The organism is Alkaliphilus hydrothermalis (genome assembly GCF_016908555.1).
GTDB lineage: Bacteria > Bacillota > Clostridia > Peptostreptococcales > Natronincolaceae > Alkaliphilus > Alkaliphilus hydrothermalis.
This window is the reverse complement of the sequence record NZ_JAFBEE010000002.1, coordinates 217,564-241,857: the sequence shown is the minus strand read 5'-3', so window position 1 is coordinate 241,857 and position 24,294 is coordinate 217,564. Positions and strand designations below refer to the sequence as shown.

Here is a 24,294-nt window from a genome sequence, read left to right as displayed (position 1 = left end):
TATTGCCGTGGAAATATTAAAATTTCAACATTTTCCGTCTTTTGACGTCTTTTGCACTTTCTTTCTAAGTAAACCTTAGTGAATTTTTGCGTATTTTGTAGAATCATCGTTTTTTTACACCAATAGACTATTTAAGATGATCATCTATATTATTCCCACCTATTTAATTATACCCAGCTTCTTAAACACCTTATGCATTTAAAAATACTTCTACTCCCCTATTGCTCTAGGGCGGCGGCTTCGTTTAGATGTCTCATTTGCCTAATCACCATAATTAGAGTCACAATGAAGGCCAATAAGTCAGCTAGAGGAAAGGCTAACCATAATCCATTCAGCTGAAAATATAAGGGTAAAATCAGCACTAAAGGAATTAAGAACAATATCTGTCTAGATAAGTTAAGGAATAATGAAGGTTTTGCTTTCCCAAAGGCTTGAAATAAACTGGCTCCAATCACTTGGAAACCAATTACAGGTAAAGCTAAGATAATATATCTCATGGCGACAATTCCATCTTCGATGAATTTGGGGTCTTCATTAAAGATACTAAAGAAGAATCTTGGAAAAAGCATCAACATCAAGAAGCCCCCCACCGACATAATGGTGGTGACAATCACAGAAAGATTGATGGATTGCTTCACTCGGTCCATCAAATTGGCTCCATAGTTGAAACCAACGATGGGTAGGAATCCTTGAACCACACCAATTAATGGTAGGAAGGTAAACATCATTAGTCGATTAATTACCCCATAGATGGCAATGGCTGCATCTCCACCATAATAAGCCAATGAATTGTTTAGTATGACAGCAGTAATGCTACCAGAAGCCTGTCTAGCAAAGGAACTAGAGCCAATGGCAAAGGTCTCAAGAATAATTGATTTATTAAATCTTAAATTCTGTACTTTAAGCTTTACAGTGCTTTTTCCTTTGATGAAATAGTACACTAGATAAACTACCGTCGTTGCCTGTGCCAATACAGTCGCTAGAGCTGCCCCACCTATTCCCATATCAAATACGAAAATAAATATTGGGTCTAATATAATGTTTAGTCCTGCTGAAATAAGCATTGTGATCATTGCTACTTTTGCATTTCCCTCTGCCCTAATAATATTGTTACTGGTCATGGCGAAGGTAAAGAATAGGGTTCCCCAAATAATGATTCGCATATAGTCTACTGAATAGGGCAATATCGTTTCCGTAGCACCAAAGAATTTTAATATAGGAACGATAAATATGCTACCAAATACTGCAATTAACAAACTAATCACTACGGTTAAAGACATCATATTTCCCATAGTTTTTTCTGCCCGCTCTAAGTCTCCTTTTCCCAAGCTCCTTGATATGATGGAGGCACCCCCGATGCCAATTGTTTGAGCGACGGCCATCACCAGCATCTGTATTGGAAAGGCAATGGTTAGACCTGCTATTGCCATTTTCCCTACTCCACGCCCTACAAAAATGGTGTCTACTAGATTATATATGGCTTGTACCATCATCCCCAACATTGCTGGAGCAGATAGTTTAATTAGTAATTTTCCAATTCTTTCTGTTGCTAACATCTTGCTGTGTTCATTCATTCCCTTTTCTCCCCTCTACTGTCATCTCATATTCCCTACAAATGTTTAAGAGCATTTTCTTTAATAGGTCTACAAGATAATTTTTTCCCTCTAATGTAAAGTCTGTTAATACTATATCCATCCATTGATTTAAAATATTGATCAGCACAGGTCGTAGTTCTCGTCCCTTTTTCGTCAAAAATACTTCAAAAGATGTTGGAGGATTACAACCACGGATGGGGAGTATGGTTGAAGGGGCGTATCCCGTATTTTTCTTTATGGGCTATCAGCGCTTTTTTGATGTTCTCTGGATTTCCAGCTAGGTTCTTTATCAGTTCCTCATCCATTCCATGGGAGAAGGGACAGGAGGATAAACAAACACCACAGTCGGTTCCTACCCGCTTCCATACACTAAAACAGTCTTCAGCCTGGATTTTCCATCTATTTTCTCCTTCAATTTCTTTTTGTGGACCATGGGGAATTGCCTTTCCAGGGCAGGTCATGGCACAGTTATTACACATACGACAAAACTCCCTTATACCAAGGTTTTCTACTTCATCACAAATCAACTCCAAATCAGTGGTGACTACACCTAGCCGAACCCTCGGCCCGTGTTCCCTTGTAATCAACAACCCGTGTCGTCCTATTTCTCCTAAAGCAGCAGCTTCCGCCACTAGTGGGGCAATTACTAAATAGTTTCCGTCCATATGATTTCTTGCATCATATCCTATTTCCCGAATAAAGTAGCTGAGAATCATACCCACAACAGCTGCATTGACATATCCCTTCGTCACCTCTATCCCTTCACCTATCAAAGGGGCTCTGTTGATCATGTCCCGATCCATTTCTACTGCAAATACGATACCATACTTATGGTGCTGGGTCACGGGCTCCCCATAGTTCTCCGGGTGTCTTCCCCTATGACTATAGTAAAATTCCTCCTTCATCTTGGTGATACCCACTAAAGATGCTCCGTAGAAATTTGCTAAGCCCTTAATTTTTTTAGTGATCTCCTCGAGTGTTGTCTCTACCTTGTTTGGGTTTATTTTTCCCTCTGAATATTTCTTCATATCCCCTAAAAAATGAAAGGTTGCGTCTGCTATAGCAGAATTAATCGGATTATAAGTGGCTGTTCCTTCACCATAGGGGTGGGGAGCTTCCCTTAGAGTATCATCAATTTCCTGCTTCTCTGGGTTTCTTTTATAATAATCCTCATACTGGCTGCTTCCTTTTTTATAGGAAGCCCTAGCAAAAATGATATCTCTTTCATCAACTCTTTTCATAGTTACACCTCTTAATTATGACTTTTATTACCTAATAAATTATCTTAATTTTATAGGATTCTATTCCATATAGCAACTTTCCCTTTCTTAATTTTTTATATTTTCTTCTTAAAATATGGACATGCTGGTGAAAAAATGGATATAATGGTAAGAGAATGAAATACTGAATGTTTTGAATGGAGGGATTTTTAATGGCATCAAAGGATAGTTCATTTGATATCGTATCTCAGGTTGATTTAATGGAGGTAGAAAATGCTGTTAACCAAACAGCTAAGGAAATTTCCCAAAGATTTGACCTAAAGGGTACAGATACTGAAATTACAAGAAACAACGATGATATCACCATTTCTGCGGAGGATGATTTCAAACTTAGAAATGTGGTGGATATTCTTCAAACTAAGCTGACTAAGCGAAGTATTTCTTTAAAAGCTTTAGATTATGGTAAGGTTGAAAGCTCTTTAGGGGGCAAAGTTAAACAAGTCATTAAGGTAAAGCAGGGAATCGACAAGGATGAAGCCAAAATCATCACCACTAAAATCAAAGAATCTAAGATTAAGGTGCAGGCTTCTATTCAAGGGGACTCTGTAAGGGTTTCTGGAAAGAATAGAGATGACCTTCAAGCGGTAATTCAAATGTTAAAGACTGCCGATTTACCAATGAATCTTTCTTTTACTAATTATCGATAGATCATATAAATACACAAAATATAAGTACTATTTAATTAAATGAAAAACCAGTTTCCTTACGTATTCCCATACGTTATAGAAGCTGGTTTTTAGTCACTACAAAATCTTTTTGAGACACTTAGCAGGGTAATCCTATCAAATTACTGTTATTTTAAAAGCATGTATTTACATAATGTTTTTATGTAAACAAATACTACATTTTATACAAAAACCATCTACAGGTATCCAACTCATACCTTAATTCTAATAACCTTATTTCCCCATTAACACAGCTCTCACAGGTATATTTCATCATGCGATTCCCAGCAAATTTATCCATTTCCCGTTTGATGATTCGATTGATTTTGATTACTGTGTTCTCCTGTACTTCATTGGTTATTCTAAATTTTACTGGTGTGGTGTTCCCCTCATAGTCAAACCACGCCACCATCTCGATTGGTTTTCTTAATAATTTCAATGTCTTTCCTCCTTAAAGTATACTGCTCATCATGGGATACTCTTCTTCTCCTACTCCCCCCAAAAGTGGTACAATTTCACCATCAGCAAAGATTCCCCTGATGACAGAGGGTTTTCCATATTTATCCCGTAGCCCATCAATCACCTGATCTAGAGCTCTATTCTTCTCTTGATTCTTTCCATCAAATAAGGAGAGTTGGGTTACTTGATCACTGGATAGTTCTCCAATCCTTACGCCTAGATGGCGAATCTTCTCCCCTTTCCAACATTCATCAAATAACTCCTTCACTGTTTTGTAGATTTCGTTGGTAATATTTGTGGCAGAAAAAAGTTGCCTCTGATGGGAATAGGATAGAAGATCAGTATTTCTAACAGATACAGAAACTAAGCTACAGCAGCAATTGGCATCCCTCAACCTTAAAGCCACTGATTCCGTCAAAGAAAGGAGAATTTTATATGCCGTGGTTCGATCCTCCACATCAAATTTAATCGTACTACTATTTCCCATCCCCTTCATAGGAACATGATTTTCACCATATACTGGTGTATCTTCTATCCCATTGGCATAGGCCCATATCAAGCGACCAAAGGATTTTAATTTTCCCTGCAATAGCTTAATATCTGTCGTCGCTAAGTCCCCTATTGTATGAATGTTGAGTTCCTTCAATTTTTTCTTGGTTTTTCGTCCCACCATAAAAAGCTCCCCCACTGACAAAGGCCACATTTTATCCTTGATTTCATGCTGCCAAAGGGTATGGACTAAATCAGGCTTTTTCAGTTCTCCAGCCATTTTCGCCGTCAATTTATTATTGCCGATACCAATATTTACGGTGAAGCCCAACTCTTCTTTAACTCGATTCTTGATTTTATTGGCTGTCTCCACAGCCTCTCCATAATGTGCCTCCATTCCTGTATAGTCTAGGAAAAATTCATCTATTGAAAATCTTTGAATACTGGGGAAATGCTCCTTTAATAATTCCCCAAGGGCTTTACTACACTTCATGTATAGTTGGTAATTTGGAGGAATCACCACCAGTTGAGGGCATTTTTGCCTAGCTTCCCATAAGACCTCTCCCGTTTTAATCCCATAGGGTTTAGCAGGGATACTTTTGGCTAAAACGATTCCCCTTCTATCGGCTATTGATCCCCCAATGACAGCAGGGATGTTTCTTAAATCCCGATTACTTCCCTGTTGCAGCTCATAAACCGCCTGCCAAGATAAATAAGCAGAGTTGACATCAATGTGCATAATGATTCTGTTATTTTTATTTAAAGTCATATCTTCTCCACCTCAAACTTTTTTAGAATATTACCAGAACGTATGTTCTGTATTATTATATCACTAATCTTCTAAAATTAGAACATACGTTCTGTAAATTAACATAAAAAATACCCTCTACTATTTCTAATAAAAGGTATTTGTATATAATAAATCCATAATTCAAATCATTTTTAGTCTTTACAGGAACTACTTCTGGTATAACCCCTGTATCGTCCCCCTTTACCATCCATCCATAAAAATTTCTCTAAAACTTACTTTAGATTATACATCTCCTGTAGACTAATGGACAGTGGGGTCCTCTGTTTCTCCCCCCATTTTTCTGATAATATTGGCTGCTGCATGTTTGTTTGCTACCTCAACCTCTGCAACAATCTTAAAATTGTAATCGGTAATTTCTTCAAAGCCGGCCATACCACTGACCATAGGATTAGCTGCAGCAATAGATTGCTTGCTAGGATCATAGGTACCATTCCCAGAATCCATTACTAACTCTGCTAAACTAGTTCCCTTCTCAGTTCCTACAGCATTTGTAATTGCATTTTGATGATCTAGGTAGTCATCCTTTAAATCTAAATAGGCATCGTTCAGCCCTAATTCCTTCAAGGCTTTAATCGAATCGTTAGCTTCTTTTAGGGTTCTAAAATATCCTTCAACCTTCATAGACTCCCTCCCTACCTTCTTTGGTTTACTTGTAGTTACTTAATTAGTTTCTCCTATTTCTATCAATTTAACCTAGACTTAAAATCAACTGTTCTATGCTACGAATAAGTCTGAGAAAATTCGGATGATTCTTTTTAACTTTAAGGTTTCGATAAATGGCATTGATCTCGATTTGAAAGGAATTGATAGATAAGTTATTCCATATAGTGTTGGTAACTGTACCTTCTTTATCCGCGTCAAATAAATAATCAAATCTCACATCCTTAATATTAAAGCTAAAAAAGCTATTTAAAATAATTTTTTCTAGACTTGTCTCAATTGACTTTCCCCTCAAAGTCCCTATATCTATATCAAATTCTCGGTTTTCCCCCATACCATGTAGGTCTATTAAATATAATATATTATTGTCAGTTATTTTTTTCATCAGTTGAGCCTTGTAGGGGCACTCTATATCTCTATTGGCATCCCCTTTTCCAGTGTAGGTTCTATAAATTAAATGGCAGTTGGTCAGTTCCTGTAGGATTATCCCCAAACTTCCCGTGAAGATATCTGCTTTTTTATGTGTACCATTGCGAATCTGTCTCACCGTATGGGGTGCTGATAATATTACCGGAATATTTCCTTCTATATATTGAAACAATCCTGCTTCACGGGTACCAAAGTATTTATTTTGAGAAAATTGCTTTTCGAGGGTTAAAGCTTTATTAACATAAAAATCATGGCTATAATCCATCAACATACCTCCCTCTAAATAAGATGACTTAAAATCTTTAAGTAAAGACTCGATGTCTCTCGATTTATTATATGCCTGATTTAGTTTAACCGATATTTTCAAAGCTTAATATAGTAAAATGAGGGAGGCTAAGAATCAATCTGTTATATTACATAAGTCCATTGTAATAAAGCTTTTTCCTGTATCAGTTTTATTGAAGCTCGATCTCTCTGGTATATAAATATTGTAACCATATTTACTTTTATTTGAAATATTTATTGATTAATGACTTAGTCGGCTTATATAGCAATAGCAAGATCACTAATGCTAAAATAGAGACAAGCCTGTATAGATGCAAACCTAAGTCTTTTGAGCCTATAAAAATCACTGTCGGTCCATCTGCGCCACCAATAATCCCTACACTAGAAGCGGTAGTAAAATTAACCAGTCGACTTAAAATGTCAAAAGTAAAGGTTAGAATTAAAGATAATCCTATGTGCTTTTTTAAACCCCATGGAAAAATATTTTTTTTCATACAATGACGCCTCTCTTTCTAATGGGTTCCTATCTATAGTGCAGCCTACTTTAAATCAATTTCCATTTCAATAATAGAATCTTGATTCTCATCAATAATCTCCACACTTACTTTTCTAACAATGGTGGAGAATACATCCTTGATTGCTTTTGTTTCTTCCGCAGCAATCTGGTATTCATCTTCCCCTTCTATTTTCCCAACTGTCATATGGGGAAGATAACTATTTGGCTTTAACCACATAGGCATATGGGATTCCAAAATGCCTGTATATAACATTTTATGGAGATTGACTATCTCTTCCTTCCCCTCTTCAATGTTAAGGAAAATATAATTTCCAAAGGATCTCACTTCCGTAAAGTCCTTTAGTCTTAAGTTAAATGTATGTACGGATGACAACACCTTCTCTAAATGGTCTCTAAGGTCACAGGATTCAATATCGCTACGAAATGGAAATACTAGTGTGATATGGGGTCTAACATTGTTTGCTAATGGATCATACTTTTCTCTTATATCATCAATAATATTCATATTTTCAAACTGTGGAAAAATCATAATACATCTTTCTTTCATCAATATACGCCTCCGTCAAAACAACTTTATTATTAAAATACAGGTTTCTTATAAAAAGCCCTACAAATCTCTAACTAAAAACACCATAATTTTCCTCATTAATATAATAAAATAACAGCCATTTCTAGTTGACTGTTATGACATCCTTATTAATAGGATGATTCTCTGCTCCTTTTGTTAGGCGAAGAATAGATTGAAATAATACCAATTCTAAAGTTGCTGTGTATTGCCACTATTTGCTTTTAATTTGCTTCAGGGCAAAAATTTCTTTTTCAGTTTCAATTTCTTTGTGTAGTAAGAACTTGAGGGTGTCTTTAATTTCAGAAATATTTTGAGTTGTCTCTGTTCTGAATTCAATTAGCTCTGCTGTTTGCTGCCTAGTTGCTTTAGTGTCTGCTTTAATTTCTGTAATTTCTGCTTTAATTTCTGTAATTTCTAATTTAATATTATTAATGTCTTCCTTCATACCTGCTACTTCTACCTTTAGTTCATCAATGTCTTCCTTCATATAGGCTACTTCTACCTTTAGCCCATTAATGTCTTCCTTCATACCGGCTACTTCTGCCTTTAGTCCATTAATGTCTTCCTTCATGCCTGCTACTTCTGCCTTTAGTCCATTAATGTCTTCCTTCATGCCTGCTACTTCTACCTTTAGTCCATTAATGTCTTCCTTCATATAGGCTATATTTGTCTTAATACCACTTATTTCTGTTTCCATTCTAGCTTGGCCATCCTTAAGCCCTTTTAATTCTACAAGTATTTGCTCCAAGACCTTTTCCATTCTCCATATCCTCCAATCCCCAGAACATACGCTATCTAAATCTTTACACCTCATTTGTCCGCTAATACAATTTTATCATTTCTGAGGGCTTAGTACAACAACCCAACTAATCTTACGTAGAAAATACCTTAGGATTTTTACGATTAAAAACTCTAAAACCGATAAAAACAGAGGCACCCAAGCACCTCTGTTCGATTATCCCATTAAATTTTCATTTACCATTTACTACTAAGCAGTGGCTTCTTCTTCATCGGAGTTAAAGATGTTTTCATCAAACTCCCCTTCTAATTTTGATACGATTGTCGTACAGATGGCATCACCAGTGATATTAACAGCAGTTCTTGTCATATCAAGAATTCTATCAATACCAATGATTAAAGCAATACCTTCCACTGGAAGCCCTACAGCTGTAAGAACCATTGATAACATGATTAACCCAACCCCTGGCACTCCTGCAGTACCGATGGAAGCCAGTGTAGCAGTTAAAATAACAGTTAATATTGCACTCATTGATAGTGGTAGACCATAAAGTTGAGAAATAAATACTGTAGCAACCCCTTGCATAATTGAAGTACCATCCATATTGATGGTGGCCCCCAACGGAATTGTAAAAGAGGCAATATTCTTAGAAGCACCGATCTTTTCTTCTACAGTTTCTAATGTAACTGGTATTGTTGCATTAGAACTTGATGTGGAGAAGGCTACCCCCATAGCTGGTGCAAACTTCTTAAAGAACCTAATAGGATTTAACCTTGCAAATATCACTAACAAACCAGAATAAGTTACTGTTGTGTGTAGGAACAAAGCAAGTAATACTGCCAACATATATTTTGCTAATGGTTCCATTGCATCAAATCCTAAAGATGCAAAGGTTCTAGCAATTAGAGCAAATACCCCATAAGGTGCTAATAACATAACAAAGTCTACGATCTTCATAATAACTTCATTCAGTTGATTAAAAATTTCAGTAACCTTTTGAGCCTTTTCCCCTAAGGCTGTTAAGCTAGCTCCTAGTAAAAGAGCAAACACAATGATTTGAAGCATAGAACCCTCCACCATAGCAGCAAATGGATTTTTAGGTATCATTTCATAAATTACCTGTACCAATGGCTTTGCAGCCTGTATAGTTGGTTCACTTTTCACTAGTTTAGACATATCCAATCCAACACCAGGGTTAATTACATAAGCTACTCCAATAGCAAAAGTTATTGCTACAGCTGTAGTCACCAAATAAAATAAAAGGGTTTTTGTCCCCACTCTTCCTAGTTTTCTAATGTCCGACATGGAGGCCGCTCCGTTGACTAATGAAATAAACACTAAAGGAACCACTAACATATTGATTCCTCTAAGGAACAATTGTCCTAATAGTTCGAAAATTCCACCTACTAAAATGGTATCCCGTACATAAGATGGTCCCACATTATTTAATACAATACCCGTCAGCAACCCCAAAATTAGTCCGATAAAAATTTTACTTGTCAAGCCTAACTTCTTTTTCATACTACTCCCCCTTTAGTTTTTCATTTTATTTTGCATAATGTCTCACTTCTTAAGACATTTGTTATTTAATTATATCAGAAATTTAAAAATTATCAAACAATTTATTAAATTTTGATAGCTTAATTTTTACGTTATTAAGCCCAGGGAATCGTTGATAGAGTTGGCATACAAAATAAAATCTTGATTACTTATATTTATCATTTTAAACTAAGAGAACCATATCTTATAAAAAATCATCATTTATCCCATTAGTATAATTTCACAAGAAAAATAATAAAAATACAAAACAAAGAAAAAGAAAAATTACCTATATTTTGTATGTATTTAATTTATAGCTAAATAAAATGCAACAAGAAAAGCCAGTAGCCGTAGCGTATACAAAATACGTTAGGCCTCTGGCTTTTTGAAGTGACAAAGAAGCTGGACTTTCAATAGGCTTAAAAGATATCTAGTATTAATCTCTATATATAGAATTCACCTTTAATCATAACCCTACCTTTGCCACCTACTAAAATTTGCATGTCATCCTCAACTTTACTGGCATGGATGCTTATGACACAGGGCATATTTATGATTTTTCCCTGCTCCGATTTCAATAAAATTTCCTTTTTCTTAGGGTATTTGTTTTTTAATAAATAAGCCCCTAAGGCTGCATTACCCAGCCCACAAGCAGGATCTTCAATCCCTTCCCTTGGACATATATTTCTAGTATGGATATCCTTCTTCTTCTCGTAGGTTTCAAAGGTAAAAACCTGGGCTTCCCTCATGTTAAAGCGACTGCATAAATGCCTTAATGGATTAATGTTCCGCTCCACCTTCATCAATGCATCCATAGATCTTACGGGGACAATCAAGTGGCCTAAACCTGTATCTACTGGCTGCACTGGCAAATCAGGTATTAAATCCTCTAACCTTAAGCCCAATACCTCTGCTACTTCATACCGATCTTTAATCTCAGGATAAAAAATTGGTTTTGGCGATTGCATAGTGACAACCGTTTCGCCATTATCTTTATGCATCCTTATTTCCCTCAGGCCTGCCTTTGTCTTAATTACATATTTTTGTTTTTGATTTATATTAATCCTTCCAGCTACCTCTAAAGCGATAAAGGTAGCGATAGTAGGATGTCCTGCAATGGGTACTTCCTTGAGGGGAGTAAAATATCTCAACTCAAAATCATATTTATCAGTAACAGTAGGATTATATACAAAAACCGTCTCCACAAGGTTGAGCTGTCTAGCCATATCTTGCATCTTGTTTTCTTCTAACTTATTGGCGTCAAGCACCACACCTGCAGGATTCCCTTGAAAGGGCTTATTTGAAAACGCATTTACTACATAAAACATTTTAACATCCATATCCTCAGTCCCATCATAAAATATAGTCATTATGCATAAATTCTATTTTAATATACCTTCCAATACATTTAAATGGGAGTAATTTATTCCCCTCCATTTATTCTCACCCTCTATTTCTTTCGATTTCCTCAACCATTTCCTGCAACTCCATCCAACGCTCCATAGTTTTATCTAACTTTATCTGTAGCTTTTCCTGTTCCTCTATTTTTTCCTGTAGAAACTGGAAGTCACTGCCCCCCTTATCTATGATTCCCTGTACCTCCTCCAGCTTTTCCTCCAAATCAGCGATGACATTATCAATCTCATCAAATTCCCTTTGATCTTTATAGGATAACTTTGTCAGTTTTTTAGCAGCTGGCTTTTGGGGCTCTTCCTTTGGCTTTTCAGTAGCAATTTCTTGCTTTTCAGTTATTTGAAGATTCTCCTGTCTCCATTCAACATAATCGGAGTAGTTGCCATAGTAATCTATTATTTTACCATTCCCCTCAAAGACAAAAAGATGCTCTACAGTTCTGTCTAGGAAGTATCTATCATGGGAGACAATCATCACAGCCCCAGGGAAGTGATCGAGATAATCCTCTAAAATCGTTAGCGTATGGATATCAAGGTCATTTGTAGGCTCATCCAACAATAGAACATTTGGCTCCTCCATTAGTTTTCTTAATAAATAGAGTCGACGCTTCTCTCCTCCTGATAAAAGGCCAACAGGTGTCCACTGAACACTTGGAGGAAACAAAAATCTCTCCAACATTTGAGAAGCACTGATGCGGCTATCATCTGCCGTCTTGACGTACTCCGCAACTTCTTTAATATAGTCAATCACCTTTAGACTATTATCCATCTCCATATTTTCTTGATCATAATATGAGAGTTTTACCGTTTGTCCTACTTCGATAGTCCCTTCATCTGGGGTTACTTTTCCTGCTAACATATTCAATAAAGTAGATTTCCCAGCCCCATTTTGTCCAACAATCCCAATTCGATCTCCAGGTGTAAAGGAATACTCAAAATCCTTTACAAGAGTTAAATCCCCATAGGTCTTACTAATATGGTTTACCTCCATTACCTTTTTACCTAATCTTTGGGAGCCAATGGCAATATCCAGTTTCCCCTCTTCCTGCTTAAATTTCACGTCCTTTAATTCTTCCGCCCGTTGTACCCTAAATTTTTGCTTTGTGGTTCTGGCTTTAGCTCCTTTCCGTAGCCAAGCTAATTCCCCCTTCATCAGAATAGAATGTTTTCGCTGCTGGGTTGCTTCTGCTTCTTCCCGCTCAGCCTTCTTCTCTAGGAAATACTCATAATTCCCTTCATAGGTAAACAGCTTACTGTTATCCAGCTCTATAATCCTATTTACTACACGATTTAAGAAGTAACGGTCGTGGGTAATCAGTAGCAATGCTCCTTTAAACTTCCGTAGATATTCCTCCAGCCACTCGATGGTTTCATTATCAATGTGGTTAGTTGGCTCATCCAGAATAAGAAGGTCCACCGATTGAATCAATGCCCTAGCCATTGCCACCCTTTTCCTTTGCCCTCCCGAAAGCTTATCTATGGGGGTATCGAAATTTGTCACGCCTAGCTTTGTAAGTACGCCTTTGGCATTGGCTTCTATTTCCCAGCCCCCTTTTAGATCCATTTGGTGGGATAGGTCTGCCAATTGTTTTTGTAAATCAGCATCACTATTATTTTCCATCAGATCATTTGTGGTTTGATGAAATTGATAGACCAATTGTAGCACTGGGTCATTGCTTTTGAATACCTGTTGGATTACTGTTGAATCATGGTCAAATTCTGGATTCTGTGATAGAAACTCAATTCTTGCTTGGTTGTTGACTATCCGTCTTCCCTCATCTGGCTCTACAAGACCTGCGATAATCTTTAAAAAAGTAGACTTGCCTGTACCATTTACACCAATTAAACCAATACGCTCATGCCTTTGAATTCCAAAGGTTATATCATCAAATAGTATTTTGTCACCATATGTCTTCTTAATATTCTCAACAGTTATTAAATTCATATCATTCCCGCCTATCTTTAGTGTATTCCTTTATATCATTATACTGGAAAAAGCTAAATATTAATAGACATGAAGAACCCTTTTTCCCTTTATACATTATGTAGAATATGATAGGGAGGTGTTAACGATACAGAGATTCTGCGTAGGCCCGCTAGGAGAAATCTGGCGACTGTAGGATCAACATTAGGTTACAATTTTACAAAAAAAATAGCCTATAAAATTAGGCTATTTTTAAAGTGTTTCTATTTCCATAATGATTCACCTCATCATCTGTTTTAAAATCTTTGTAATTCTATTCTATTTTATATACTATTAAATCAATTTATCATCATAAATTTTTAATAGTTTTAGTCTTTCTATCTTATTTTTCAATACTTCTGTGTCGGTAGTATATAATCCTAACTCCACCATCCGCTTGAAATAGTCTGAACCAGCAAAAGTGAAACGCTTTTTCAAACCTTCTTCCTCTTGCATTGCATTCTTAGCACAAGCAATTAAATCCCCAGAAGCCAAACTTCTTGGTAGCTCAAGTAATGGCATTCCCATATATAATCTAATACTATTATGCCCCGCAAGACTTCCTGTAACGATGGCCTCTGTATGCCCTACGAAAAATCCAGCCTTCTCACCTGCACATAAAAGGTTTTCCAATTGATCAACCTTCATTGCATTATTTCTAGGGGCTGTTGATAAATATCGGATTGAGTTCCCGATTCCACCTGCATATGGATCTTCATATTTTGCATTTTCTAAGCCAGGAAATTTTCTTAACTTATCTAACGGATAGAAGGGGGCCATTAACTTAGCATGGCCTGTATCAAGTAGAATTAAGTTCTCGGCATAGGCATCTAGTGCATACTGTTGGCAGACCTTCATATCTAATTTCTCATGGGAAATTTCTTCTTTGGGGATTGGGATGATATAGAGTCCTTTTTCATTTAACTCTTTAACAATTTCTTCTGATAGAGATTCTTTGTTGAGCTTACAAGAACCACTGAAGGCCCCATAGGAACCACTGGCTCTTTTCCCAAGGATATCCTCTACTCCTGCTTTTTGGGTAATACTTACCCTTGGTCCAAAGGATGGGCATCTAAGCACGCACATTGCACAACCATTACCATACTTTAAGCAATTACCCATTGGTCCGGTTGACCCTGTAGCCTCTATGAATACATCCCCCTCAATTACTTGATCAGGATGGACTTTAATGGTTGTAATTTTTCCGCCTTCCTTCTCAATATCTGTAACACGATGTTGTAAGTAAACCTTTATTCCCATATCTTTCAATAGCTTCCTAACCCTTGGTTCAATGATTGTTACGTCATATAGACTAGCATGCTTATGTCCCGGAAACTCTAAATCCTTATGTCTAGAACATCCGTCGGTGATCTGAATTAATTCTCCTGCTCCTAATAGACCACATTCTTCTGCGGCTGTATATCTACCATTGTTCCTCATGATTCCGCCGACATTTCCGAGTCCTAAAAGCATATCTGTTCTTTCGTAAAGATGTACATCTCCACCTGCTTTCTTAGCTGTAATGGCAGCTGCACAACCTGCCCAGCCTCCTCCTATAATTACAATCTTAGCCATAGTAACCCTCCTCCTTACTTTTTGTGTACGATTTGTGTTTTGCAGGAACGAATTGGTATTCCGTCAGCATCATAGACTATACAAGCTCCACATACCCCTTCACCACAACAAATCTCTTTGTTGTTGGTTAGAACCAGTGGTAAATTTTTGTAGTCTCCAAAAACAGTAAATAGATTTTGTTGTAGATAATCAGAACCACCAACAAAAATCATCTTGTAATCGCCATTAGTTAAAAGATTATGAAGCATCCTCTTAGCTTCTGGAGTATAGAGATTCCAACCTTCTTCAATAATATTAGCCTTGGTGTATTCTCTGATTAAATTAATATATGCTTTGCCTGGGTCAATTACCACATCTACCTGATTGTTATTTCTCATCAGATAATTAATAGCCAATACAGCTGGTGCCTGTGCTACCCCTCTTGTGATGAATAAGCATTTCATGTCCTTTGCCTTTTTCAAATGCTCCAGCCCAAACAATCCATTCCAATAGGGTCCTTTTATTAGGAGGGTATCATTTACATCTTTAATGGTTTTTGTCTTTACTCCGTGAATCTCTACTGCTATCTTTACATGATTTTCCTCTTCATCCACTTCCATGATGGAGATCGGTATATCAAAATATTGAGCTAGACTTTGATTTCTTATGAAAATGTAAGAGCCTGGCTGCTTTAATTGTCGAGCCAAGGTGTGGGGAGTTTTTAGTGTAAAGACTAATACCTTTTTATCGATCTCTTCCCTTTCAATAATTTCTACCTTTTGATAACCTCTTGTTGCTTTCTTCTGGTAATTTAAGAAATGGTAATCCTGGTATATGCAGACACCACGCCAGTTACAATCACAGCAATCTCTATCCATCAATCGAGTACACATGATACAACAGTTCATTTCCGCTAAATAACAAGGACAATATTCACTTCCTGCATCTATACAGTAATCTCCTTGAATCGCCATACGATCACTCCTTTCGCTAGTAAAAATCTACCTTAATATTAGGATATTGCTTAGGTCGAATATTGTTACAGCGTTTTTGTAGTTGCAACCTTCTTTTAAACATCAAAAAACCCTCTACTAAAGCGATTTTAACCGCCCCAGTGAAGGGTTCTCCATTATATATATTATTCAGCTTATAAGAGTTTTTTAGCAGCCTCGACATCACACCTGTCACCGTGGGATGGTCTGTATGTCCTGCATTCCCAATGGTTTCAGCTATATTTTCTCTACTTTATCTATTATTTTAAACAAATAACCTTTAATATTATCTATTTCATTCTTATCGAAATCACTAAAAATATCGCAATTTAATTGATCAGAAGCCATTCTCAACTCCTTCATCAATTCAAACACGTCCTTACTTAATCTTAAATATACAGAACGTTTATCCTCAGGATTGCTTACCTTTTCAATTAACTTTTTTTCTTCAAGTCTATTAATGATCACTGATATGGTTGGTCTATCGGAGTCCAAATTGCTGGCAACTTCTGCTGAAGTAATTAACCCATTTTTATTTGCAATTTGATTCAGGACGGAAAATTGTGCTGCTGTAACATTAAATTTGCTTAATTTTTTATCTAAGCTATTTTTAAGATGCCGTGATGCCTTAATCAGTAGATAAGATAAATTTTCCATAGGTTCCTCCCTTATACAATAGCTAATTGAATAGCACTACTTCACCTTGAGTTAGTTTCTTTATCGTTTTAACATTTTAAGCACTTTATTTGATAAATGCTTCTATATTATCCTTTGCAAAATCTTCTAATGTGCGGGGTTTTCTACCTGTTAGTTGGTAAAATCCATTTGTAACCTCTTTAGCTGTTCCCATCCTCGTCATAAAATATAGCGCCACTGTCACATTGACATACCCTTTATCAAGACCTCTTTTCTTAATATAATAACTTCTATACTTTAAAAATCCTGGTTTAGCATAGGTTATTTTCCTTCCAGTAATTTTACTTAGTATTTCCGCCACTTGATAATAATCTAATGCCTCAGGACCTGTAATTGTGTGGGCAGTATTTTTATACTTTTGAGTCTCATGAAGCAAGACTGCTGTTGCAAGTCCTATATCTGCAGCATCAATAAAACTAGTCTTACTTTTTCCTGCTGGTATGAAAATTTCATTCTTTTCTCTAATTTCAAGAGAATGAACGCCTGATAAATTCTGCATAAAAAAACCAGGTCTAATGTGGGCATAGGGAATACCCACCTTCTCAATATACTTCTCTATTTTGTGATGGGGTGGTATTGTGTTGTTTTCTACCCCCATTAAAGATAAGAACGAGACTAGTTTTATATGGTGATCCTTCATTGCGTCAATAAAGGGATACAAATCCTCTGGTTTTCCAAGATGTGGAGGTCTCATCAAAAATACTCTGTCTACATTTTCAAGGGCTTTTGAAAAGGTGTTCTTATCTGTAAAATCGAAATGTACTGGTTTTACATCCTCCCCAAATAGCTCCTTTAACTTTTGAGTATTTGTACCTGCCGCAACCACTTCCTCTCCCATATTCAGTAGCTCTTTTACTACGTAGCCTCCTACATTCCCCGATGCTCCTGTTACCAACACCTTCATTATTATCTCTCCTTCCACAATACTTTAATATTCATTTTTAACAGTTATAAAAATAGAATTAATTACCTTCTTGATAAAATAATCTACCTATTAATTAGTTAGTTTAATAATTATTAGTGTACTAACTAATTAGCTTTTTGTCAATAGTTTTTCTAGAATTACTAACTCATCTTTCTCCTCAATAAGATTTATCTTAAATAGCCTCGGTAATACGAGCAACAAAACGGGCCAGTTAAGGAACCCCTCCCCCAACTGGCCTACTTGTAGGTCATTTAATTATCATTCAATCTCCAAATCATTTAACAGCTTACGATCAATGCTTTATTATAATCGATAATCGTTTAAAATCAACTACAATCAGCGTTTCAATGAATCTTCGTCTAAATCTTATTTTTACTATATAACTCTACTTTATTTCTACCACTTTCCTTTGCATTATATAAAGCTTTATCAGCATTTTTAATTAAATTCTCAGACTTTATCAAGGCAGAAGCTATTGTACTTGCAACACCTATACTAACTGTAACATATGGCTTCACCTTTGAAGCGGTGTTGGGTATTTTTAGATCTTCAACTCTAATCCTTATCTGCTCAGCCACAAACATAGCCCCTTTAGTACTGGTCTCTGGAAGTATGATAGCAAATTCTTCACCACCGTATCTGGCAACAATATCACCGGACCTGCTAATACTCTCTCTTAATGTACTGGCTATTAGCTTTAAACATTCATCCCCCTGTAGGTGTCCATACGTATCATTGAAGAATTTAAAGTAATCGATATCGAGTAAGAGTAAAGCTAAGTTAGTTGAGTTTCTTATCGAACGATTCCACTCTTTTTCAAAACCTTCATCAAATGCTCTTCTATTAGGTATATTGGTTAAACCATCTATTAAAGACATACTTTTTAAATTAGCGTTAGCTTCCATTAACTCTTTCTCAAGTTTTTTTTGTTTTGTAATATCTCTACCTACTCCCACAACACCAATGATATTATCTTTAGAATTTCTAATAGGAGATAAAGACGTTTGATAATGCTTCTTACCACCATTATTTTCTAAGGACCAGTCATAAACAACATACTCTCCATTTAAAGCTTTTATATTTGCTTCTTCATGAATCTTTGAGGCTTCTTCACCAAAAATATCTCTACTTGTTTTTCCTATAAAATTCTGCATACCTAAGTTGTCATCATCTAACCATTTTCCATATATTGCAGTATGTTTCTGATCTTTATCTAATGTATAAACAATATCATTCATGGAATTAACTAGAGAACGGAATCTATTTTCACTTCTGATAAGCCTCTGTTCTGCAATTTTCATACTGGTAATATCATTAACCATTCCGATCACATATGGTTGTTCATTATCTGTTTCTGGAATCATGGTTATAACAACATCTCCGTATAATATACCTCCATTCTTTTTATAGTATCTTTTTTCTATCCGATAGGAATCGATATTACCCCTCAGTAATTTTTTGAAATTTTCTTCGTCCTTAGCTGCATCTTCAGGATGAACATAGGCATGGACTTCCTGAAGTTCGTCATCCTGATAGCCAAGCATTTCTTTATAGGTTGCATTGATATCTATTGGCTTACCCATTACATCTCGAACTGCAATGCCTATTCCTGCATGTTCAAATATGGCTCTAAATTTTTTATTACTCTTCTTAACTTCATATTCCATCAGTTTTTTTTCAGTAATATCATGGTAGAATACTGATATCCCATTTTCCGTTGGATATACCCTTACACTGAAAAATTTGTTTAGTGGAGCATAAAATTCTTCAAAGTTTATTTGTGTTTGCTCATTAAGAGCTTGATTAAAGTTTTTATAAAAGTTAGTATCAACAGTATCAGCAAAAACATCCCAAATGCTCTTTCCTATCAAGTCATCCCTATTTCTCTTTAATAAAAGTTCTGACTGCTTATTCAAATATTTGAAGCAAAAATCTTTATCCAAAGCGAAAAAAGCATCCTGTATACTCTCCAATATACGATTAATTTTTTCATGGGATTTCTGCAACTTGATCTCATCCATTTTCCGCTCTGATATATCCCGCGATACACAAACTAACTGTTCTGTTTTACCATCCTTATCCTTTATCCCTTTTGATGTGGTTTCAAACCAAATCATCTTGCCATCTTTTCGCTTAATACGATAGATAACTGAATATGATAAATCTGTATTAGTTATAGTACCATGGGATTTTGATATTGCTTCCAAATCTGCTTCATAAAATAAATCATAAGCGTTAGTCCCCATTAGCTCTTCTGGTTTATATCCTAGTATTTTTTCGCAGGAGGGTGACAAATACTCATAGGTTCCATCGGCCTTATGAATCGTAACTAAATCAGTTAAATTATCCGCTATTTTAGCTTCAGCTCTATATTTAGTGAGTACAACGTTAGAAAGAACAATATGATTTGATAAATAGTATATCAGCAAAGCAACGGCAGTAGCTATTAGCGTAAAATATATCGTTGTTCTTTGTAAAATATACCCATCAACTATTGTGTTATAGAGTACAAAATTAACGGTTATCACTCCAGCTAAATTCATTAAAATCCACTTATTTTTCCCGTTTATTTTTGAACTTCCAATAATACCACAAGTAATACTTAACATCAAAATCGATAGAGACGCTATTATCGATACACTATTGACTCCAAAGAAGGTTATTCTAAAGACTGCCATTATTATACCTGTAATTACTGAAGCTATTAACCCTCCATGAAAAGCCAATACGATAATGGCAAAATGCCTTAAGTCTAGAACAGTATTTGGATAGATATTTACACTAAAATGCATCAAGGTGCAGCCCATTAACCCCCCAATGACCCCTGCAAATATCTTTGTTTTTAATGTTGCCTTTGGAGTTAGTCTATTATCCTTAAAAACCTTTCCCCCAAGGAACATAAAAGAAACAATAATTGTAGCATTAGAAATTAAATTCTTTAACAGCAAAATCAGTACCCCCTTTGAGAAATCATTAAATCTCTTTAATTGCTTCACAGCTAGGTTCTCATCTATTATTCACATTTTTTTCCTAATGATAAAAGTTTTCCATTTATTTTATTGCATCAAGCAATATAATTATAACTTATGTAAAGAGTCATCACAACAAAACATTTCCAAATCACCAACAAATAAAAAAGACAAGTATTACGATAAATACCTGCCTTAGTTATAAGATTATTTTATTTTAAGTACTTTTATAAAGGTTGCCAGTTAATCAAAATTTATTACCCTATTCAGCCATCTCTAAAGCAATCTTCATCATATTCGTAAATGCATTTTGTCTTTCCTCAGAGGTGGTCGCTTCATGGGTTGCTAAGTTGTCGGACACAGTCAGTAAACAAGCTGCATTTTTTTCAAGTACCTTCGCATTATGGAAAAGAGCAAAGGCTTCCATTTCTACTGCTACGCAGCCATGCTTAGCATAGATTTCCTTGTATTCTTCGTAGTTTTCTCTATAAAAAACATCAGAAGAGTGGATTCTTTCTACATGCATCGGAATACCCAACTCGTCTGCATATTTTTTCAGCCTTTGATTCAGCGCCTCAGTACCTTCGATGATATCGCTTTCGTAACCACCCTGTACTTTAGCAAAGCTCGATTCACTCCAAACATCCTTAGCTAAGATTACATCGTACAGCTTTACATCAGGAGTATACCCTCCACAAGAACCGATACGGATGATATTTTCTACATCGTAGAACTTGAATAGCTCATAGGAATAAATTCCGATACTTGGCATACCCATACCACTTGCCATAACAGAAATTCTTTTGCCTTTGTAAGTTCCTGTATAGCCTAAGACATTTCGAACACTGTTGAACTGTTTTACATCCTCTAAGAATGTATCGGCGATAAATTTTGCCCTTAAAGGATCTCCAGGCATTAGGACAGTTTTTGCAATTTCTTCCTTATTCGTCGTTTCAATATGTGGTGTTGGTAACATGTTGTTTCCTCCTTACGATTTAATCCCTAAATCCTAGAACAATACTATCCTAGGTTCAGTCAATTTAGTAATAGTGCTGGCAGATATCAGAATTTGTATCTAGCTTTATCTTCTTTTTTAATCTTTATGTATGAAATCATTCCTATTACTAAAATAAGTATTATCAGTTTAACACATGATATTTGGTTTTACAACACGTTTCAGATCAAAACCCATAGAACCGACTAAATGCTATTACATAGTTTTTTAGGGGGTGCTTTCTAACGATTAAGTAATCGGTACATTTTACATAGTAACCCTCACAAAGGTTATACCATAAACCTCTGCTAAAAATTGCTATACAATTCATTTTTTTCAATAAGTTTTATTGAAAAAATATCCAAATATCAAGCACCAACTAAAGATTTTATTAATATGATGAAGTAGACTAAAATAGAGAGGTGATTATAAAATGTATTCATTCAGACCTTGCCCACCAGGGACAGTCCCATATATGATCAGACCTGGTGATACCTTTTACCGTATAGCTATGCAGTTTAATACAACAGTGGCGGCTCTTGTGTCAGCTAACCCCACTGTAAATCCCAACTATCTTTTTGTGGGTCAGCAAATCTGTATCCCAAGACAGCCTATGTACCCACCATGTCCAGAAGGGAACTATTATACAATTCGCCCTGGTGATACCTACTTTAGCATTGCTAGGTTCTTTAATGTTTCAGTCGACGATTTAGCTGAAGCGAACCCTGGTGTAGACCTTAACAGATTGTTCCCAGGACAAATCATTTGCATCCCATTGGCAACTCCACCAGTTACTTGCCCAGCGGGTACAACTCCTTATACAGTTGTAAGAGGAGATACCTTCTTTAGTTTAGCTGTCAAATTTAACACAACTGTGGATGCCATAAGAAGAGCTAATCCTACCATCAATCCAGATGCTCTTTTAATCGGCCAAGTAATTTGTATTCCTGGTCCAGCAGTTCCACCGCCACCACCGCCACCATCAACTTGCCCAACTGGTACTGCTCCATACACAATTAAATCTGGAGATACTTTCTATAGCTTAGCTATTAGAAACAACACAACAATAGAAGCCATTCAAGCCGCTAATCCTACTGTAGATCCTAACAACCTACAAGTTGGCCAGGTGATTTGTATTCCAACGGGTACACCTCCGCCCCCACCTCCACCACCACCAGCAACTTGTCCAGAAGGAACCACAGCTTATACCATTAAGGCAGGAGACACCTTCTACTCATTATCCATTAGATATAATACGACTATAGAAGCAATCCAAGTGGCTAATCCTACTGTAGATCCTAATAATCTACGAATTGGTCAAGTGATTTGTATTCCAAGGACTACACCACCAACATGCCCAACTGGCACAACTCCTTATACTATAAAATCTGGAGATACCTTCTACAACTTATCCATCAGATATAACACAAGTGTAGAAGCGATTAGAAGAGCAAACCCTGGAGTAGACCCTGACGCCCTAAGAGTCGGTCAAATCATCTGTATGCCTGGTTCCTTAACGCCTAGCTGTCCAGTTGGTTCAGCGGCTTACACCATAGAAGCAGGGGATACCTTCTTTAGTCTAGCAAGAAGATACAACACGACTGTAGATGCGATTCAAGCCCTTAATCCAGACGTAGATCCTAATAATTTAAGAATCGGTCAGGTAATCTGTATTCCTGCTGAAAGAGGGGAAGAATAGATATTTAAAGAGTATAGGTGAAGTAATAAAAAGATTGTTTTTAGCCGATGTTCTATTTATGAAGCATCGGCTTTTTTTATCTCTTAAAGGTTTTGGTTTTCGGAAGATGATTTTATATTTTCTTCAAGTATTTTTCTATTTTTCCCATCTTCCCAACTGCCTTTTGAGGTTGTATAATATAAGATATTGCACTGAGGGGGAATAAGTAGATGATCGAAATCAACAATGGGCTCACATCATCCTTTGATGGTTTAAGTGACCTTTTAGCAGTCTACGGACAGCTGGAGGATATGATTTCAAACTTTAAAAGCAAAACGAACTTAGCTTGCATCAACAAATGTAGTAAATGTTGCAACACATCATGTCAAAATATTGAAGTCACTGTATTTGAAATGATTCCACTTAGTATTTATCTATGGCAACAAGGATTAGCAGAGAACCTATTGGAAATTTTAAATGATTTAGATGAAGACGCTCCTTGTGTTTTGTACAACCCTTCACCAGATCTTGATGGAGGCTGCACTACCTATCAGTGGCGTCCCCTATTGTGTAGACTTTTTGGTTTTTCAGCCATCTTAAACAAAGCAGAAAAACCAGTAGTCTCCCTGTGTAAATATGTTAAGCAGGTAGACCCACAACTGGAAACCCGTCTTCAAAATGAAATCGATAATGGATTAGAAGTGCCCATCAACTCTCATTTCGCCCGTACAATCTCAATGATCAACCCTACCCTAGGTCAGAAAAGATATTCTATAAATGAAGGGCTTCGATTGGCATTAGAAATGGTGGGCTTTAAAATGAGTATGTTAGGTCTATTGGATGGCGGAAATGATGACGATAATAATACTGACAATACACCTCCAAAGGGACCTATGTTTGATAGAAGTGCTTAAGAAAGTAAACTGCAATATTGCGTGATAGCAAAATTAAAACCGTCAAGTGGCGTTGATTGAGATTATATGCCAGTTGTTCTTTCCTACACAGAGTCCGCTTATAGCTGATTCTGTTGCGTCATTATGCAATAACTTTATCTTACGAAAGAAGAGCTGTACAG

General features: G+C 36.3%; 22 protein-coding genes. 3 read left to right on the top strand and 19 right to left on the bottom strand.

Features of this window, described 5'->3' with window-relative positions; genetic code table 11:
* Positions 1–218: 218 nt before the first annotated feature.
* From JOC73_RS02935 to JOC73_RS02925, 3 genes are read right to left on the bottom strand one after another with little or no spacing between them, the layout of a single operon-like run.
* Positions 219–1,574, bottom strand: coding sequence for an MATE family efflux transporter (locus JOC73_RS02935; protein WP_204400352.1), 1,356 nt, complete (start codon positions 1,572–1,574; stop codon positions 219–221).
* Positions 1,567–1,752: a hypothetical protein gene (locus tag JOC73_RS02930; RefSeq protein ID WP_204400351.1), complete on the bottom strand. Its 186-nt coding sequence runs from the start codon at positions 1,750–1,752 to the stop codon at positions 1,567–1,569. Before JOC73_RS02930 ends, JOC73_RS02935 begins: the two co-directional genes overlap by 8 nt.
* A gap of 25 nt (positions 1,753–1,777) precedes the next feature.
* Positions 1,778–2,836 (bottom strand): 4Fe-4S dicluster domain-containing protein, encoded by a 1,059-nt coding sequence (locus tag JOC73_RS02925; RefSeq protein ID WP_204400350.1) that lies wholly within the window; start codon positions 2,834–2,836, stop codon positions 1,778–1,780.
* 191 nt (positions 2,837–3,027) lie between these two features.
* On the opposite strand from JOC73_RS02925, the gene JOC73_RS02920 reads away from it, so the two are divergent.
* Positions 3,028–3,522 carry a YajQ family cyclic di-GMP-binding protein gene (locus tag JOC73_RS02920; RefSeq protein ID WP_204400349.1) on the top strand — a complete coding sequence of 165 codons (495 nt, stop codon included), beginning with the start codon at positions 3,028–3,030 and terminating at the stop codon, positions 3,520–3,522.
* Positions 3,523–3,715: 193 nt separating this feature from the next.
* On the opposite strand, the gene JOC73_RS02915 is transcribed toward JOC73_RS02920, so the two are convergent.
* The 16 genes from JOC73_RS02915 to deoD all read right to left on the bottom strand — a co-directional run bounded on the left by JOC73_RS02915 (position 3,716) and on the right by deoD (position 21,523).
* Positions 3,716–3,979, bottom strand: coding sequence for a hypothetical protein (locus JOC73_RS02915; protein ID WP_243427837.1), 264 nt, complete (start codon positions 3,977–3,979; stop codon positions 3,716–3,718).
* Between the two features lie 12 nt (positions 3,980–3,991).
* The gene (locus tag JOC73_RS02910) at positions 3,992–5,257 is read right to left on the bottom strand and encodes a Y-family DNA polymerase (RefSeq protein WP_204400348.1); all 1,266 of its coding nucleotides are present in this window, start codon (positions 5,255–5,257) and stop codon (positions 3,992–3,994) included.
* Between the two features lie 282 nt (positions 5,258–5,539).
* Complete coding sequence (locus JOC73_RS02905; protein ID WP_204400347.1) at positions 5,540–5,920, bottom strand: hypothetical protein; 381 nt, start codon at positions 5,918–5,920, stop codon at positions 5,540–5,542.
* A 67-nt stretch (positions 5,921–5,987) separates the two neighbouring features.
* Entirely contained in the window at positions 5,988–6,653 is a 666-nt protein-coding gene (locus tag JOC73_RS02900) for a hypothetical protein (protein ID WP_204400346.1), read from the bottom strand.
* A 241-nt stretch (positions 6,654–6,894) separates the two neighbouring features.
* Positions 6,895–7,167, bottom strand: a complete 273-nt coding sequence (locus tag JOC73_RS02895) for a sodium ion-translocating decarboxylase subunit beta (protein WP_204400345.1) — start codon at positions 7,165–7,167, stop codon at positions 6,895–6,897.
* A gap of 45 nt (positions 7,168–7,212) precedes the next feature.
* On the bottom strand, positions 7,213–7,737 hold the full coding sequence (locus tag JOC73_RS02890) for a 2'-5' RNA ligase family protein (protein ID WP_204400344.1): 525 nt from the start codon (positions 7,735–7,737) through the stop codon (positions 7,213–7,215).
* 232 nt (positions 7,738–7,969) lie between these two features.
* The gene (locus tag JOC73_RS02885) at positions 7,970–8,518 is read right to left on the bottom strand and encodes a coiled-coil domain-containing protein (RefSeq protein WP_204400343.1); all 549 of its coding nucleotides are present in this window, start codon (positions 8,516–8,518) and stop codon (positions 7,970–7,972) included.
* A gap of 228 nt (positions 8,519–8,746) precedes the next feature.
* Positions 8,747–10,018 carry a dicarboxylate/amino acid:cation symporter gene (locus JOC73_RS02880; protein WP_204400342.1) on the bottom strand — a complete coding sequence of 424 codons (1,272 nt, stop codon included), beginning with the start codon at positions 10,016–10,018 and terminating at the stop codon, positions 8,747–8,749.
* A gap of 461 nt (positions 10,019–10,479) precedes the next feature.
* Positions 10,480–11,406, bottom strand: coding sequence for a PhzF family phenazine biosynthesis protein (locus JOC73_RS02875; protein WP_204400341.1), 927 nt, complete (start codon positions 11,404–11,406; stop codon positions 10,480–10,482).
* A gap of 73 nt (positions 11,407–11,479) precedes the next feature.
* Positions 11,480–13,393, bottom strand: coding sequence for an ABC-F family ATP-binding cassette domain-containing protein (locus tag JOC73_RS02870; RefSeq protein ID WP_204400340.1), 1,914 nt, complete (start codon positions 13,391–13,393; stop codon positions 11,480–11,482).
* A gap of 312 nt (positions 13,394–13,705) precedes the next feature.
* On the bottom strand, positions 13,706–14,986 hold the full coding sequence (locus JOC73_RS02865) for an FAD-dependent oxidoreductase (RefSeq protein ID WP_204400339.1): 1,281 nt from the start codon (positions 14,984–14,986) through the stop codon (positions 13,706–13,708).
* A 14-nt stretch (positions 14,987–15,000) separates the two neighbouring features.
* The gene (locus JOC73_RS02860; RefSeq protein WP_204400338.1) at positions 15,001–15,939 is read right to left on the bottom strand and encodes a sulfide/dihydroorotate dehydrogenase-like FAD/NAD-binding protein; all 939 of its coding nucleotides are present in this window, start codon (positions 15,937–15,939) and stop codon (positions 15,001–15,003) included.
* A 255-nt stretch (positions 15,940–16,194) separates the two neighbouring features.
* Positions 16,195–16,614 carry a MarR family winged helix-turn-helix transcriptional regulator gene (locus JOC73_RS02855; protein WP_204400337.1) on the bottom strand — a complete coding sequence of 140 codons (420 nt, stop codon included), beginning with the start codon at positions 16,612–16,614 and terminating at the stop codon, positions 16,195–16,197.
* An 85-nt stretch (positions 16,615–16,699) separates the two neighbouring features.
* Positions 16,700–17,557 carry an SDR family oxidoreductase gene (locus tag JOC73_RS02850; protein WP_204400336.1) on the bottom strand — a complete coding sequence of 286 codons (858 nt, stop codon included), beginning with the start codon at positions 17,555–17,557 and terminating at the stop codon, positions 16,700–16,702.
* 380 nt (positions 17,558–17,937) lie between these two features.
* The gene (locus JOC73_RS02845) at positions 17,938–20,526 is read right to left on the bottom strand and encodes a PAS domain S-box protein (RefSeq protein WP_204400335.1); all 2,589 of its coding nucleotides are present in this window, start codon (positions 20,524–20,526) and stop codon (positions 17,938–17,940) included.
* A 283-nt stretch (positions 20,527–20,809) separates the two neighbouring features.
* Entirely contained in the window at positions 20,810–21,523 is a 714-nt protein-coding gene (deoD, locus tag JOC73_RS02840; RefSeq protein ID WP_204400334.1) for a purine-nucleoside phosphorylase, read from the bottom strand.
* A gap of 451 nt (positions 21,524–21,974) precedes the next feature.
* Here deoD and JOC73_RS02835 point away from each other — a divergent pair, with 451 nt between their 5' ends.
* Positions 21,975–23,240, top strand: a complete 1,266-nt coding sequence (locus JOC73_RS02835) for a LysM peptidoglycan-binding domain-containing protein (RefSeq protein WP_204400333.1) — start codon at positions 21,975–21,977, stop codon at positions 23,238–23,240.
* A 209-nt stretch (positions 23,241–23,449) separates the two neighbouring features.
* Complete coding sequence (locus tag JOC73_RS02830) at positions 23,450–24,133, top strand: YkgJ family cysteine cluster protein (RefSeq protein ID WP_204400332.1); 684 nt, start codon at positions 23,450–23,452, stop codon at positions 24,131–24,133.
* Positions 24,134–24,294: the final 161 nt, after the last annotated feature.